Genomic DNA, 16770 nt, shown 5'->3' on the forward strand with positions numbered 1-16770 from the left:
ATAAAAATGGGTTTAGAACAAAAAGTACAAGAAGCGTTAAAAAAAGCTATGCTGGCAAAAGACCAAGCAGGTATGAGAACATTAAGAGCTATAAAATCGGCATTAATGTTGGTAAAAACAGAGAAAGGTTTTAGTGGCGAAATTACGGAGGAGCAGGAGATACAAATTTTGCAAAAGATGGTAAAGCAACGCAAAGAATCATTAGATGTGTATGAAAACCAAGGGAGAGAAGATTTGGCGGCTACAGAAAAAGAAGAAATAGAAATAATAGAAAAGTTTTTGCCAGAGCAACTTAACGAAGATAAAATAAGAGCGATTATTGCTACAATAATACAAAAAACGGGTGCAAGCAGCATGAAAGATATGGGAAAAGTGATGGGCATGGCAAATAAAGAAATGGCAGGCAAAGCCGATGGCAAAACAATAGCTGAAATAGTGAAAGCAAGTTTACAATGATATTAGATGTAGTATTTGTACTTATAATTTTAGCGGCATTTTACAATGGCTATAGCAAAGGAATTATATATTCAGTATTAAGTTTAATAGCCATTGTTTTGGGTGTTATAATTGCTATGAATTTTTCATCAGCCGCATCAGTTTGGCTAAATACGCAGTTTAATATTCCTGCGGTTATAATGCCTACACTTTCGTTTGTTTTAGTATTAATAGCCGTAGTGCTGGCAGTGCGGTTAGTGGCTTATTTAGCCGAAAAATTTTTAAAAACCATTATGCTTAATGTTGTAAACAAATTGGCAGGAGGCATTTTATGGGCAGTAATAGCAAGTATGTTGTTTAGTTTGTTGGTATTTCTTATTTCTAAAACAGGAATTTTTACAGAGAGTTTAATAAGTAGTTCTTATAGTTATAAATACATAGTGCCTTTTGGTCCTTTTACTTTAAAAACTATGCAGGCATTAATACCGTATTTGCAAGAATCTTTTGAAATGATGAATAATACCGTAAAAGAGTTTGCCAATTAATTTAAAATGGTTTTACTTATAGATAACTACGATTCTTTTACCTATAATTTGGTAGATTATATCAGCCAATTAGGAAAGCAATGTATAGTAGTTAGAAATGATGAAAAAACCATTGAAGAGATTGATAAATTGAATTTTGAAAGTATTGTTATTTCTCCGGGACCATGCACACCGGCAGAATCGGGAATAACTAATAAATTAATAGAAAAATACCACACTACTACACCTATTTTGGGAATCTGTTTAGGACATCAAGCATTGGGTCAGTTTTTTGGTGCAGAGTTAGTAAAAGCCAATAAACCGATGCACGGTAAGGTGTCTAAAATTAATGTAAATAGTAAGCATTATTTATTTAAAAATTTATCAACAGAAATAGCAGTAATGCGTTACCATTCTTTGGTTTTAAAAAATGTAGTTCAGCCAATAGAAGTGCTTGCTACTACAAAAAATAACGAGATTATGGCTATAGCACATAATACGCTTCCATTGGCAGGCTTACAGTTTCATCCAGAGTCAATATTAAGTAAAGAAGGCTTAATAGTACTTAGAAATTGGTTTGAGTATGTGGGTGGTGAGTAGAATGTTTGTTTAATCCTTTTTAATTTTCTTTTTTAGTCTTAAATTTGTAACCATTGTATAAGGTTTAATAACTTGGTTATATGAAAGAATATTTAACATTAGCAGAAACAGCAGAACTTATTGGTAAAAGTAAAGAAACATTGCGAAGATGGGATAATGATGGGATTTTAAATGCTGTAAGAGAACCTGTTTCTAACTATCGGGTGTATAAAAAATCTGATGTTCAAGCATTGTTGGGCAATTTTTTTGAGGAGTTAACTATAGATGAAGTATCTAACTTTATTCAACCCAATAATGAATATTCTGTATTAGAATTGTTTGCTGGGGCAGGAGGATTAGCTCTTGGCTTAGAAAAAGCAGGATTAAAATGTATTGCTCTAAATGAAATAGATAAATGGGCTTGTGAAACGCTACGAAAAAACCGCCCGAATTGGAATGTTTTGGAAGGAGATATAAAGACATTTAACTTTGATAAGTACAAAGGTAAAGTTGATGTGGTTACAGGAGGATTTCCTTGTCAGGCATTTAGTTATGCGGGTAAAAAATTAGGTTTAGAGGATGCCAGAGGAACACTTTTTTATGAATTTGCAAGAGTGGTTAAAGAAGTTCAGCCTGCTGTTTGCATAGGCGAAAATGTCCGTGGACTTTTAAGCCATGATAAAGGGAAAACATTAGATGGAATGGTGTCAATTCTTGATGAAATTGGTTATAAAGTAGTTCCTGTTCAAGTGTTGAAAGCTATACATTATAAAGTGCCTCAAAAAAGAGAACGGTTGGTTTTGGTTGGGGTAAGAAAAGATATTGATATTAAATTTGAATATCCAAAACCACACAAGAAAATTTATAATTTAAAAGATGCATTAAAAAAAGGCGAATTGTTTGATTGTAATGTTCCAAAATCAAAAGGAGCAAAATATCCCGAATATAAAAAACAAGTGCTTGATTTAGTGCCTCCCAAAGGCTATTGGAGAGATTTACCTGTTGAAATTCAAAAAGAATATATGGGGGGTAGCTTTTATCTTGGTGGTGGAAAAACGGGAATGGCTCGCAGAATAGGTTGGGATGAACCTTCGCTTACTTTAACTTGTAGTCCTGCTCAAAAACAAACCGAGCGTTGCCACCCTGACGAAACCCGACCTTTTACTGTTAGGGAATATGCCCGAATACAAACGTTTCCCGATGATTGGGAATTTGCAGGCTCTATGGCACAGCAATATAAGCAAATTGGCAATGCAGTGCCAGTTAATTTGGGTATAGAAATAGGTTATTCTGTGGTAAAATTATTGAATGACCTTTACAGTTTATCAAAACCAAGATAATAGCTGTAATTTTCAAAAGTAATTTGGTTAAGAATAGAGCGTTTTGAATGTTTTGTCTCGGTTTTTATTTCAGATAGTGCGGAGTTTATAGACTTGTTTTGTTTTTTATCGGCAGTTTTCATAAAATCATCAATAGCAGTAGGTAATGCTTGGTAAAGTTCATAAAGTGCATTTTTGTTGCCTGATAAAAGTGCATAAAACTGGTCTCCCGAAATCTTAAAAACTCGGCTGTGGCTATATTCTTTTCCGTTGATGTCGCCTGTCCAATGTTCGTTAAAACTACCTTTGGCTAAAATTTGTACCCAATAGCATTTTGCCTGTTTATAGTCGTTTGCATAGCGAGCTAATTTTTGAAATAATGCCTCAGCGGCACTGCTATTCATTGTGTTGTGTTTGTTTTTAATATCGGCAAAAAGTGTGTTGTCTTTAGCTTTAATATCAAAACCACTCAAATTTCCTATTTCGTAGCCCTTAATGCCTCCAAGAATTTGTTCGTGAAATGTTCCAATAGAATTATTTATAGATTTATCTATTTGGCGTAAAATTTCCGTTTCTATAATGCTTTCTTCATCAATATTATTGAATTTAGTATCAAAAGTTAGTTTTATGGTGTCTATTTTGTTATTGTAAAACTTCTTTTTTGAGATTTTTTCTTTGGCTTTCACGTATGATGCATATAAGTTTTCAATACACTTCAAAAAATGTTTGTCTGTTACAAAATCAACATATTTATTTGCCATAGAAAATGTTAGATGCCAAATTTACAAATATTCTATAATGTTTCACTACTACTGAAACAACTTAAACTGTACATAATTAATATTCCGTCCGTCTGCTATGTGCATTTTTTCGTAGAAAGTTTGAATTTCTGTAAGCTCGGGAACAGTAGTTCCTTTCCTATATATATCACGCTCTACAATTTCATAAACCATTTCTTTACCATCTAAAACGCCAAGTGTATAGTTAAAAAGTAGCTCGCTATCTGTTTTTACATTAATTACTGCATTCTTGGTGCATATTTTTTTGTATAAATCTAAAAACTTAGGGTGTGTTAGTCGGTGTTTGGCATGTCGGTCTTTAGGAAAAGGGTCAGAAAATACTATCCATATTTCGTTTACTTCATTTGCAGCAAAAAATAAGTCTAATTGTTCTATTTTAGTACGTAAATATGCCGCATTACTTAAATTTTCTTCTAAAGCCTCTTTGGCTCCTTTATGTATTCTTGCTCCTTTTATGTCAACACCTATAAAATTTCTTTTGGGATATTTTTTTGCCAATCCATAAGTGTATTCGCCTTTGCCACAAGCCAATTCTATGGTTATAGGATTATTGTTTTTAAAATGCTCAGTATGCCATTTACCTTTTAAATCAACTATTTTATTTTCATAGTTGGTTAAAGCAGGATTTGTAAAATCCAAATTTTCATAAAAATTAGGAAAGGTTTTTAATTCGTTAAATCGTTTTAGCTTGTCTTTGCCCATTTCTTAAATTAATTTAATGCAAAAGTATAAGATTTGAATTAATGTTATCTTTGCACTCCAAAACTAATTTTGAAAAAACTTCGTTTAATTAACGTTTATGTATTTTAAAAAGATAGTACTATTTATTGTATTGGCGTTTTCTTCTGACTTTGCTTTTGCTACGCATTTAGTGGGGGGTGAGATGACTTATCAACGATTGTCAGGTAGTACAATTAGGGTAACGCTCATAGTTTACAGAGATAATTTATCTACTAATGGAAACCCTCCACCAAATAATTCCACACCATTAGACCCAAATGCTGCAATAAGTTTTTATAATTCTAATGGTACTTTTTTAGAAGCTAGAGAATATCCTCTTACTAGCACACAAATGGTGCCCGTTGTGCTCCAGCCATGTCAAAATCAATCTATTAATGTTGAAACCGAAAAAGGATTTTATGTTTTTACGGTAAACTTAGCTACTTTAAATAATTATAATGCTAATTTATCTACAAAAATTGTTTATGGCAGGTGTTGCCGAAATAATATTATTCAAAATTTAAATTTGCCTGGAGATCAAGGCTTTTCTTCAATAGCAACAGTACCTCCTTTAAATACTATTAATAGCTCTCCAACTTTTGATGATTTTAATCAATATATTTGTGTAAATAGGGAGAAAGTTTTGGATTTTTCAGCAACGGATGTAGATGGAGATTCTTTATATTATCATTTGTGCAACCCCTATCTTGGATTAGACCAAAATAATCCGGCAGTTGATATTTTTACACTAAATTCGGGAGGAGGTTATCCCAATTATGGACCACCATACAATACTGTTGTGTGGAGAAGTGGTTACAGTGCTACAAATCCATTTGGAGGAACAATGAACCTTAATCCTAATACTGGACTTATGACGATTAATCCTTCTGCTCAAGGAATTTATGTTATGGGGGTCTGTGTGTCAGAATATAGAAATGGAGTTCTCCTCAATACAGTTACAAGAGATTTTCAGTATGTAGTTACACCATGCGATTATCCAGAAGTTATTGTTGATTATAATACTAGCTTAGGTTTAGACCCTGCAACAGGCTTTGGTATTATTAGTGCCAAGTGTAATGAGGGCTTAGTTCAGTTTAATGCGAGTAATAGTGTAGATATTGTAAGTTATGAATGGGATTTTGGCGTGCCTGGAATAACGACAGATGTAGCTACTGGGCCAACTCCCAGTTATTTTTATGCTGATACGGGTACTTTTTATGTAACAGTTACGGGAATTACTTCTACAGGATGCGAAGCAACATCTGATTCTTTCATAGTATTTATTTATCCCATTTTTGAACCAGATTTTACGGTTCAAGATTCATGCTTAAATATGAATGTAGTTTTTTCGGATAATACGATTTCTACATCTAGTAATGTTAACTCTTGGATATGGAATTTTGGAGATCCATCTACTACGGCAGATAGTTCAAATGTGCAAAATCCAACTTATCAATATGGTGTAGCAGGTACTTTTAATGCGTATCTTGTCGTTACTACCGATAAAGGTTGTATAGATACCGCTTTTAAGCAAATAACTGTACATCCTCTTCCTGATTTAGACTATACTTCTGCAAACCCAAGTTGTGTAGGTACAGAGGTTAATTTTAATAATATATCGTCTATACAAAGTGGTTCTATTCAAAATTATGAATGGACAATTGACGGAAATATTTTTAATACAGAAGATGTAGATTATGTTTTTACTAGTGCAGGCACGTTTCCAATTCAATTGATTGGCACCTCCACTTTGGGTTGTATGGATACCATAACACAAAACATTACCATAAATCCACTTCCTGTTACAAATACTACGGCTAATTCGCCTATTTGCCCTAATACCAGTGTGCAGTTAAGTGCCGGTGGTGGCACTAATTATGTTTGGACGCCCGACAGCTTATTGAATAATGCTAATATTAGCAATCCTACGGCTTCTTTAGATACGAACCCTGTAATGTTTTATGTGCAAGTAACCGATGCTAACGGCTGTATAAATAACGATTCTGTTTTTATAGATTTATTTCCTTTGCCTTTGGCAGAAGCAGGAGAAGATACCTCTGTCTGCTTAAATGTGGCTAATGTTATTTCTTATAATACTACTGTGCCATTGCAAGCCAGCGGAGGAATAGCTTATACTTGGACACCAACTACGGGATTAAATAATCCTAATGTATCAAACCCTAATGCTTCGCCTACTACAACTACTATTTACACTGTAGAAGTAACCGATAATAATGGTTGTACCGCTCAAGATTCTGTTAAAGTAGCTGTGCTAAATCCTGCTTTAGAGTTAATAGAAGTAGATATAGATTCTGTTTGTGGTGGCGATACCGTTTATGTAGAAGTATTAGATTTAGGAAATGTAACTACTTACTCTTGGACGCCAACCAATTTTGTTACCGACCCCAGTATTAGAGAACCTGGGTTTTATCCGCCTGTTACACAAGATTATTTCCTTTCTACGGTAAATTATTGTTATTTAGATAGAGATACCATAACCATAAATGTACTTTCTCCTCCGCCTGTTGATGCAGGGCCTATGGATTCTATTTGTTTTGGAGATGAGCCGTACCAGCTTAATGCTCAGCCCGATAGTTTAGATTTGTATTTATGGACAACTACCGACCCTACAATTACAGACGTAAATATTAGAAATCCTTTTATTTCGCCTTTGGTAGATACTTGGTATTATGTTTATGCAGAAGAATATATTGGTAGCTTGGTTTGCGATAGCCGAGATTCAGTTTTAATATTGGCTTATGATACACCTCGCTTAAGCTTGAGTTATCCATTAGATTATGTAGGCTATATTTGTTTAGGCGATAGTTTAGAACTTACCGCAACAACTAATGACGGTATTTATTTTGATTGGACTTCAAATAATGGAGCTACCATTTTAAATGCCAATACACTTATAGCTACGGTTGTTCCCACAGATTCAACTATGTTTTACCATACTACTACAAATATACATGCTTGTAGTGCTACAGATTCTATTTATGTAAACGTGCAACTGCCTGTAACGGCTTCAATAAGTGGCGATAGCATCATGTGCTACGGATTTTTTGCCGATTTGCAGGGTAATGGTGGTTTGTATTATCATTGGTATCCAAATGAAGATGGTTTGTTTTCAAATTCCACATATTCGGTTACGCAAGCTTACCCCGATTCTACAATAACTATTTTTGTAGATGTAGCCAACGATTGTTTTAACGATACGGCTTATCATACTATTACGGTTTATCAGTTGCCAAGTGTAGATGCAGGAGAAGATATAACCATTTATAGAGATGAAACAGGATTTTTAAATGGTAATGGAGCAGGTTCGCCAGTTTGGTACACGGTAGATAGAACCATAGACGGAATTGTAAGTTCGCCATACACTTATAATCCGGAAATGAGTCCTTTTAACACAACAGATTACATACTTGAAATTACGGACAATGCTACAGGATGTAAAAATTATGATACAGCACGTGTAAATGTTGATGTGCTTACTTTATTGGCTTTTCCTACGGGCTTTTCTCCCAATGGCGATGGTGTTAACGATATAGCTAAAATTATAAAATACTTAAATATAGAAAAACTTATAGACTTTACTATTTATGACAGGTGGGGCGAAATAGTTTTTAAAACCGAAGATATAAGTAAAGGCTGGGATGGTACGTACAAAGGGCGAGATGTAGAAATTGGCATGTACGCTTGGATGATAAATGCCCAAACTAAAGACAAGGAAAAAATAACCAAATCAGGTAATATTACGATAATTAGGTAATGAGAAATATACTTATTGCTACTACTATTTTATTAGTGCTGGTTTCCTGCTCTTCAAATGGGCAATATGAAGCCCCTAACGCAGAAAACAGAGAACCAATGACGGGCAAAAAAGTTTTTGCAACTTACTGCGTAGCCTGCCACGGAGCAGATGGCAAAATGGGATTTTCTGGTGCAAAAGATTTATCTGTAACCCAACTTAGCCATGAAGATAGAGTAAAAGTAATAACTTATGGCAAAGGCGTAATGAATCCTTTTAAAGACGTTTTAAGTATAGAAGAAATACAAAAAGTGGCTGTTTATATAGATAGCTTAGCGATAAAATAGTACCGATTGTTAATATTATATTTAGTACAATAATGAATTGACTATTATATATTCCTAATCGGTATAACTAAACATTGTAAAGCTTCAATTTCTAAAAATTAAAAACATATCACTCCGTTCTTCAAACAGTTTAATTTTTTACGGAGTTTTCGGTTAATGGGTACCCCGCTTACAAACTTAAGGTGCACTTTTAACTGACCTTAATCAAAAATACGTTAGGAAATGATGTAAAACAGGCATCCAAAATGAATGAAATTATAAAACAATAAACAGACAAATTAGTATGCTCCTTCAATTGAAAATACTTTAGTAAAACTGAAATTGAGCATACATTAATTTGTCATCGTCTGTTTTATGGCATTTTAGCATTTTTGATTACAGTCTTGATTTTTTGTTACTTTTGTATCAAGACAAAAGTAAAAGACTACGAGCTGTAACTCAAATTACTTAAACGTCCAAAAAATTCTATTTCAGAACATAATTTATTGGTATAAGACGGATGGTCATAAAACAAATAAAAATTTTTAATGTCAAATAAGTATTACGCCATAGGTTTAATGTCGGGTAGCTCATTAGATGCTTTAGATATGGTTTATGCATCTTTTACATACTCTGATAAGTGGAATTATGAAATACTTAAAACAAAAGGTGTTTCTTTAAATACTTGGTCTAATATTTTACCTAATGCAATAAATTTCACCAAAAAAAATTTAGATAATTTAAGCCTAACATTTGGAAATTTTATAGGAGAAGAAACGCAAAATTTTATAAAAGAAAATAATATAGAGCAGATAGATATTGTGGTTTCTCATGGACACACTATTTTTCATTATCCCGAAAAAGGAATTACTTGCCAAATAGGAGATGGGCAAGCCATAGTAGATATTTTGAAATTACCGGTTTTAAATAATTTACGACAAAAAGATATAAATGCAGGAGGGCAAGGAGCACCTATTGTACCCATTGGAGATTTGCACTTATTTTCTCAGTACAAATTTTGTTTAAATATTGGTGGAATTGCCAATATTAGCATTAAACAAAAAGATAAAATTATAGCTTATGATATTGCCGTAGCCAATCAAATATTAAATTATTATAGTGATATGTTAGGGGCTGATTTTGATACTAATGGAAATTGGGCAAGAGAAGGAGTTATTAATTTTGAGCTAATAAAACAGTTGGAAGAATTAGATTTTTATAAAAAAGAAGCACCTAAATCTTTAGACAACGGCTATAAGGAGGAAATAAAAAAAGTGATACATTTTTATAATTTATCTCCTAAAAATGCTTTAGCTACATATACGCATCATTTAGCAGATATAATAGCCAAAGAAGCTAATAAATATTGCATTACAAAAAATGATGAGATGCTTATAACTGGAGGTGGAGCGTATAATTCCTATTTAATTGAATTAATTGCAGAAAAATTTAACGGAAAAATTGTTGTTCCTACTTCTAAAATTATTGAAAACAAAGAAGCCTTAGTGATGGCTTTTATGGGTGTGTTGTATTTAAGAAATGAAGTAAATGTGCTGGGTAGTGTAACGGGTGCAGAGTATGATACTGTTTGCGGAGAGCTGTATAATTTTAATAAAAATTAAAAAAAATATGACTGTCCGTAAAGATGCCAAAAAATATTTTTATTAACTTTAATTCATGCAACAAATACCACTCCACCAATTACTATATTTTGATGTAGAAACAGTAAGTCAGCAAAAAGATTTTGCCGACATAAGCCAAGAACTTCAAGAACTGTGGCAACACAAACATCAATTTTTAAGAACCGAAGAAGATGAAACTTATGATGTTTCCTATCAAAATAATGCAGCCATATATGCCGAATTTGGCAAGATAGTTTGTATTTCTTGCGGATTTTTTAATGGCAAGGAGTTTAGGCTAAAATCTTTTTTTGGAGATGATGAAAAACAGTTGCTAATGGAATTTTCTACTTTATTAAACAGTACAAAGTTGTATTTGTGTGGGCACAATATTAAGGAGTTTGATGTGCCTTATGTGTGCCGTAGAATGTTAGTAAACGGAATAAAACTGCCTAATGCATTGGATGTAGCGGGCAAAAAACCATGGGAAGTTAATTTTGTAGATACCTTGCAATTATGGAAGTTTGGAGATTATAAAAGCTATACCAGCTTAAATTTGTTAGCAACAATTTTTAATATTCCTACTCCCAAAGACGATATAGACGGCAGTATGGTAGGCAAAGTTTACTGGCAAGATAATGATTTGCCACGTATAGTGCAGTATTGCCAAAAAGATGTGATAACAGTAGTAAGACTATTACAAAAATGGCAGCAGCAGGTATTGTTAAAAGATGAGGAAGTGGTAATTGTATAGGAAAATGAAGTTTCGCTGAATGGTCAAGTATATGATGGGTAGGGCATTTCAGAGTTGTTACTTGTCTATTGGGTAAAGTTTGTTGAACCAAGAACTTACTGGAAATACTATTCTTCTTATATTTTTACCAATTATTATGTAGCGTTTTTATTTTTCTATTTATTCAATAATGTATTGACCAAAGTTATTATTCCAATAATTAATATAAGGCTGAGCGAAATTTGTTTAAACTTATCTTGGGGAATATAGTTTAGAATTTTTTTACCAATTAATGTTCCTACAATTCCAATAATTATCAAAAATGGCACATAAATTAAGTCATGTTTATGAATGTACCCATTGTAATAATATACAAATGTTCTTGAAAAATCTATCATAAAATCTATGAATGCAGATGTGGCAATAAATACCGTTTTTTCTAAATTAAAGGCACTCATAGTTAGTCCTCGTATTGCACCACCTGTTCCCAAAAGTCCTGCCGAAAATCCCGATAAACTACCGCCAATTATGGCATTTCGCTTAATAGGATTTATTACCAATTCTTTTTTAATAAGAAATAAGAGTGCCAAAATGATAAGGAATACTCCAAGAAATAATTCAAGATATGAATTGTTAAATACCTTTGTTAATAATCCACCTATTATAACAAATATTACTGATGGAATGCCAATATTTATTAGTAATTTTTTATCAAGTCCTTTTTTGAACAAAACAATCTTACTCAAATTGCTAGAAAGGTGATAAATAGCTGTTATACCTAAAACCGATTCAAAGTTGAAATAAAAATTTGCAATTGGAACAAAAAATACTGATGAACCAAATCCTCCTATTGTTCCAAATATTTCGGCAATTAAAGATAAAAGTAGGAATAGGTAACTTAAATTTTTCATTCAATATTTTGTGGTAAAGTGCTATTTTTTAATGCTACACAAGTCATAGCTAAAAAATTGTTTTAATTTTTTGTAGTGAATTTAGTTTATTTCTTTTTAAATGTCAAGTGTTTTGTTAATGTATTTTCACTATCCAATGGGTTTCAGCCCATTGTGCTTAATACCCCATATACCTATCAAAAACATACTGAAAATAAGCCCCACTTTTTAATAAGCAAGAGTCTGTTTCTTGGTATAAATTATTGGGAATTTCATAGTTGAGAAAACAAAAATTATCAGGTAGAATAAGATCGTGCCCATGTATATGAGTGAAAGTAGAAAACGGTGGACTGTATGGGCTAAAAATATCTTTGCTAAACTCAAAATATTGCTTTTTTAAACTCAGCTGTTTGCTTAGGCTATATGGTATATCCGTTTGATTAACTAATTGTTCTGTTTTCTTTCCTTTAAATTCATTTTTAAGTGCATTGCCAAATAAGATAAAAGGTATATGAAACCGTTCTTTGTCATTGTACCAATAATCGCCAGGATATTTATGAGCATGGTCTGATGACAAAATAAACAAAGTATTATCAAACCACGGCATATTTTTGCACTGCTCATAAAAAACACCTAAGATACTATCCACATATATTACGGCATTGTCGTAGCGTTTTATATCTTTATGTTCTCCTTCATTAAAAGGCATATCATAAGGTTCGTGAGTGGTTTGGGTTAGTACTAAGTTAAAAAAAGGCTCTTTAGCATTTTTAGTGTCTTCAATAAATTTGGCAAATAAAAATTCATCCGGAGCACCTAATTCTTGAGTAAGTTGCTCTTTAGGATAATCTTGTAATCCATAAACTTTCCCAAAACCATTATATTTTAAAAAAGCTTTAAAACTGCCAAACTCAGGTTCTCCTGCAAAGAAAAAAGTATTAGTATATCCTTCTTCTTTAAGTGCTAATGATAAGGAAGGTAAGTGCTGAAATTTTTCGGGTTGAGCTCCAATAGTATGAAAAGGCATAGCCGGAAATCCGCTAATTATAGAAACCAAACCTTGGTCGGTACGCAAGCCCGAAGCGTACATTTGCTTAAATGTATAGCCTTCTTTTATAAAATTTTCAACATTTGGCATCAGCACGCCCCAGCTATTGTATTCTTTTATGCAGTTGGCATTTACGCCCTCTAAAGCAATGTATATAATATTCGGTCGCTTTATATTCAGTATATTTATTAAAGTATCCTTTTCTTGATGGTATAAATTTTTAAAAATTTCTTCGGCTTTGGCTTCATCCATTACTTTGTAAGGGTTTGTTTTTAAACTGTTGTTGTTTTGAAAAAGTACATTTCCAAAATTCCAAAGCGAATTAACTCCAGCTACATTTAGCGTATTATCGTCAGAAAAATAAGCATCACTTTGGTTAATAGGTATTACTCTAAAACCACCTCTTAATCCCAATATTGCCAAGCCACTTAACAATAAGAAAGCAGGGAGATATAAGTACCATTTTCTTGTGTTAATTTCTTGTTTTTTAATTAAAATTTTAAGCACTTTATAAGAGATATAAGTTAATACAATAGCTACTATAAAAAGTATTAAAACCTGCCATTTTCCGGCCGATTTTAGGGACATTAGTGGCGTATTCAAATAAAATAGAGCCTTGGCACTTAGCTTAGAACTCCAATAAGAAAACAGCCTAATATCTATAAAGTTTATAGCTACTGCAATAAAAGAAACACAAGTAAAATAAGCTATTAAAAAAGGATGTAAGATGTTTTTTTTTATAAAAATTTGAATTAAAAAAACCGTTAATGGAAGGAGTGAGATATAACATACTACTGCAAAATCTATAGAAAAGCTATTAGTGAAAACCAACCATAGATTTTTGGCATCTTTATATCGTATATCATTAAAATTGACAAATAAAAAAAGTGCTTTTAAGAAAGCAAACAGCAATAAAAAGTAAATGGCAGGTTTTACAAAATAATTATAGATAGTTTTTAAAACTACTACCATGATATTTTTTCTTTGTTTAAAAAAGATGCAATTCCTTTTTTGCAGTCTTCATTTCCTCTTCCTTTGGCATTCATTTCAGCAGCATAATTAAAACCATCTGTAAGCGAAATTTGCTGTACTTTACTTATCATTTCTTTAGTGTTGGCTATAGATTGTGCCGAAGTTGAAATTGCCAAATCAATAGCTATTTCGTGTACTTTTTCATCTATTTCTTCTTCGGAAAAAATGTGAGTTATTAAACCTAAATTTAAAGCTTCTTCGCTTGAAATTAGCTTGCCTGTAAGTAACAGTTCTTTGGCTTTGCCCTCATTAATTTTCCTTAGTAAAAATACCATAACAATAGCCGGAATAAAACCTATTTTTACTTCGGTATAACCCATTAAAATATCAGGTACGGCATAAGAAAAATCGCAAACAGTGGCTAAACCTGCACCTCCGGCTATGGCGTGTCCTTTTATTTTGGCTATAGTTATTTTGCTACAAGTATATATTTGTTGGTATAGCTCTTTTAAATTATTAGAATCGGCTAAATTTTCTTCGTAAGTATATTTTTGCAGCGATTGTAAGTAAGCTAAATCGGCACCCGCACTAAATGCTTTTCCATTACCACTTAATACTATTATTTTTACTTGTTCTTCTTGTTCCGCATGAGCAAAAGCTAATTTTAACTCGTTGACTAACTGTTCGTTAAAAGCATTGCGTTTTTCGGGTCTATTTAGGCTTATGTAAGCAATTCTGTCTTTTATGGTATATTCTACAAGTTCTAAATTCATATTCTATAGTTTTTCTACAAATGCACTCTGCTCTGTAACAAAATAACAGTCCAAATTTAAAGAATCGCAGTCCTTTTTCCAATATTTGTTATAATAGCTTTTGTTTGAGCTGTCAAAAATGTATTTTTTGGCTTTTATTTTTTTAGTAAAACTACTCAAATACAATTTTTGCTGATGTTTTAAAATACAATAATCCGTTTCTACAGTTTGCTTAGGTAAAGTAAAATTTGAATCAACAAAAAGTATTTCCTTATTTTTAAAAGTAATAATATCTATAGGCGTATTACTTTGTTTAAATGTTTGTTTTGTGGTGTATGTGCCCCACCAGTTGTGTTTTACTCTAAATAAAAGTTGACTATCATTTTCTTTAAAATCTTTATCAAAATAGGAGTATCGTGTATTGCCGTTATTTAGTTCTACAGCACTTTGTTTAGGAACATAATAAACAGTTAAATACGAAAGGCTGCCATTACTTAATTTATGATAGCTTAGCGATATAGTAAAGAACAATGTGCTTGCCAAAGCTACTTTTAGGGCATTTTTATTTTTGTATGCTAAAGCTATTGAAAAAGCAATAATAAATAAGTAAATCAGATAGCATTCTAACAAAGAGATATGTAAGCCGGAACTTAACGAGTAAGGCAACTTGTCTATAAAACTTACAGAATAATTTAGAATAAATATAACTTTAGAAAGTATGAAGCCGATAATGCCGGCTAAGGGATGAATAAAACTAAACACAAACAGGCTTACGCCTAAAAACACAATAGCAAAGGCTACAGGTATTACAATTAAATTAGAAACAAAGAAAAAATTAGGAAACTGATGAAAATATAATATTCCCAGCGGGAATGTGGCAATTTGTGCAGAGATAGATACGGCTGTTATAGCCCAAGTTTTATCAAGGATATAGTTTTCTGTATAAAGTAAATTATAAATTTTGGGTTGCAAAAATATAATGCCAATAACAGCCAAATAAGAAAGTTGAAAACCTACTTCTGTAATAATATATGGATTTACTAAAATTAAAAGTAAAGCCGATGCGGCAATGGTGTTGTAAATATTGACATACTGTTTAAAAGAAGTGCCTATGGCTATAAAAGAAAACATAGTAGCAGCTCTTAATACCGAAGGAGAAGCACCCGTAAGAATAGCGTACAACCAAATAAGAAGTACTAAAATTATTGATTTTAAAACTTTTGTTTTTCTGTTATTAAGAAAAAATAGCAAGCTATTAAAAATAAGATAAACAATACCTACATGCAGTCCACTTACGGCTAAAACGTGCATAGCTCCGCTTGTAGAATAAGCTCTTATAAGTTCATAATCCAATAAATCTTTTTTACCTATAAGAATGGCATTGGCTATGGCTTTTTCATTGTTGCCTGCTATATATTTATCTATTACATTATATAAATAGTTTCTAAGTTTAAAAAGTTTACCAACTATAAAGTTGCCGCTATCTTGTTTTATGAGTTTCCAATTTTCAGAGGATAAATATGCTGTTTGAAAAATGTTATGAAACTTTAGGTAATCTTTATAATTGAACTCAAATGGATTTCTGGGTGGTTCTATGCTATTTATAAAAGTTTTGCCTATTAGTACATCTCCATATTTTAACTTTTCAGAAATACTATCTTTTTGAATGTAAACCAATAGCTTTCCCGTTGTGTGATAAGTTTTATCATTTTCCAGTACTTCAATAACTTTTCCTGTTATTTTTTGGCTGTTCTCTTTAGCAATAGGGTTGTCTATTATTTGAATTTTTATGAGATTTTCCTCTTTTATATATTTTGTAAAATGGCTTTTGTTTTTAGAGGAGTTAAACAAAGCACTTAGCGTAAAAGCTACAAAAAATAACGATAGGAATAAAAGACTACTTACCCATTTTATTTGTGAGCTTAGTGATGTTAATTTATATCTTAGTCTAATTATTTGAGCAAAAATTAGTAAACAGATTGCTATACACAAAAGAAACAATATCAAAGTATTACGCTGAAAATATATTCCGGTTGTAACGCCTAATATAACAATAGAAGTAATTCTTACTAAGGGTATGTTCTTTAATATGTTTAGTTTGGTATTCAAAACATATTAAAGATAAGTAATGTAAATTGTTAATGCAAAATAGTTTAAACTATTTTGTGTTTTACAATGGTAAATGCCGTTAGCGGTGGTGTTGAGAAAAATCGTTTTACTCGTGGCACGACTTGGAGTCGTGCCACGAGTACTGTGCCACCCCCACTTATTATATTGAACCTGCTGCGGCAAGCAGGCG

The 16770-nt window shown here is 32.2% G+C and carries 14 protein-coding genes; 8 read left to right on the top strand and 6 right to left on the bottom strand.

Annotation, left to right across the window (positions count from 1 at the left end; translation table 11 throughout):
* Nucleotides 1–6: 6 nt before the first annotated feature.
* The 4 genes from H6578_02150 to dcm all read left to right on the top strand — a co-directional run bounded on the left by H6578_02150 (nt 7) and on the right by dcm (nt 2878).
* Nucleotides 7–456 carry a GatB/YqeY domain-containing protein gene (locus H6578_02150; GenBank protein ID MCB9225960.1) on the top strand — a complete coding sequence of 150 codons (450 nt, stop codon included), beginning with the start codon at nt 7–9 and terminating at the stop codon, nt 454–456.
* The gene (locus tag H6578_02155; GenBank protein ID MCB9225961.1) at nt 453–980 is read left to right on the top strand and encodes a CvpA family protein; all 528 of its coding nucleotides are present in this window, start codon (nt 453–455) and stop codon (nt 978–980) included. Before H6578_02150 ends, H6578_02155 begins: the two co-directional genes overlap by 4 nt.
* Before the next feature lie 6 nt (nt 981–986).
* Nucleotides 987–1559 (top strand): aminodeoxychorismate/anthranilate synthase component II, encoded by a 573-nt coding sequence (locus H6578_02160; GenBank protein MCB9225962.1) that lies wholly within the window; start codon nt 987–989, stop codon nt 1557–1559.
* Between the two features lie 80 nt (nt 1560–1639).
* On the top strand, nt 1640–2878 hold the full coding sequence (dcm, locus tag H6578_02165; GenBank protein MCB9225963.1) for a DNA (cytosine-5-)-methyltransferase: 1239 nt from the start codon (nt 1640–1642) through the stop codon (nt 2876–2878).
* Here dcm and H6578_02170 read toward each other — a convergent pair.
* On the bottom strand, nt 2854–3618 hold the full coding sequence (locus H6578_02170; GenBank protein MCB9225964.1) for an Eco47II family restriction endonuclease: 765 nt from the start codon (nt 3616–3618) through the stop codon (nt 2854–2856). The two genes, dcm and H6578_02170, sit on opposite strands and share 25 nt — an antisense overlap.
* Nucleotides 3619–3666: 48 nt before the next feature.
* Nucleotides 3667–4359: a tRNA (guanosine(46)-N7)-methyltransferase TrmB gene (gene trmB, locus H6578_02175; GenBank protein ID MCB9225965.1), complete on the bottom strand. Its 693-nt coding sequence runs from the start codon at nt 4357–4359 to the stop codon at nt 3667–3669.
* A gap of 97 nt (nt 4360–4456) precedes the next feature.
* Here trmB and H6578_02180 point away from each other — a divergent pair, with 97 nt between their 5' ends.
* The 4 genes from H6578_02180 (at nt 4457) to H6578_02195 (ending at nt 10830) form a co-directional block, all read left to right on the top strand.
* Nucleotides 4457–8152: a gliding motility-associated C-terminal domain-containing protein gene (locus H6578_02180; protein MCB9225966.1), complete on the top strand. Its 3696-nt coding sequence runs from the start codon at nt 4457–4459 to the stop codon at nt 8150–8152.
* Nucleotides 8152–8478 (top strand): cytochrome c, encoded by a 327-nt coding sequence (locus H6578_02185; GenBank protein MCB9225967.1) that lies wholly within the window; start codon nt 8152–8154, stop codon nt 8476–8478. The genes H6578_02180 and H6578_02185 overlap by 1 nt, the downstream gene beginning before the upstream one ends.
* Nucleotides 8479–9005: 527 nt before the next feature.
* The gene (locus H6578_02190; protein MCB9225968.1) at nt 9006–10079 is read left to right on the top strand and encodes an anhydro-N-acetylmuramic acid kinase; all 1074 of its coding nucleotides are present in this window, start codon (nt 9006–9008) and stop codon (nt 10077–10079) included.
* A gap of 55 nt (nt 10080–10134) precedes the next feature.
* Nucleotides 10135–10830 carry a 3'-5' exonuclease gene (locus H6578_02195; GenBank protein ID MCB9225969.1) on the top strand — a complete coding sequence of 232 codons (696 nt, stop codon included), beginning with the start codon at nt 10135–10137 and terminating at the stop codon, nt 10828–10830.
* 155 nt (nt 10831–10985) lie between these two features.
* Here the strand turns inward: H6578_02195 and H6578_02200 are convergent, their stop codons facing one another.
* From H6578_02200 to H6578_02215, 4 genes are all read right to left on the bottom strand, one after another.
* Complete coding sequence (locus tag H6578_02200; GenBank protein MCB9225970.1) at nt 10986–11720, bottom strand: sulfite exporter TauE/SafE family protein; 735 nt, start codon at nt 11718–11720, stop codon at nt 10986–10988.
* Nucleotides 11721–11877: 157 nt separating this feature from the next.
* A complete protein-coding gene (locus H6578_02205) occupies nt 11878–13719 on the bottom strand; it encodes an LTA synthase family protein (protein MCB9225971.1) in 1842 nt (613 codons plus the stop codon).
* Complete coding sequence (locus H6578_02210) at nt 13713–14492, bottom strand: enoyl-CoA hydratase/isomerase family protein (GenBank protein MCB9225972.1); 780 nt, start codon at nt 14490–14492, stop codon at nt 13713–13715. The genes H6578_02205 and H6578_02210 overlap by 7 nt, the downstream gene beginning before the upstream one ends.
* 3 nt (nt 14493–14495) lie before the next feature.
* Nucleotides 14496–16580, bottom strand: coding sequence for a ComEC/Rec2 family competence protein (locus H6578_02215; protein ID MCB9225973.1), 2085 nt, complete (start codon nt 16578–16580; stop codon nt 14496–14498).
* Nucleotides 16581–16770: the final 190 nt, after the last annotated feature.

This window comes from Chitinophagales bacterium, assembly GCA_020635995.1.
In the GTDB taxonomy this organism is placed as follows: Bacteria; Bacteroidota; Bacteroidia; order Chitinophagales; family UBA8649; genus JAFMKE01.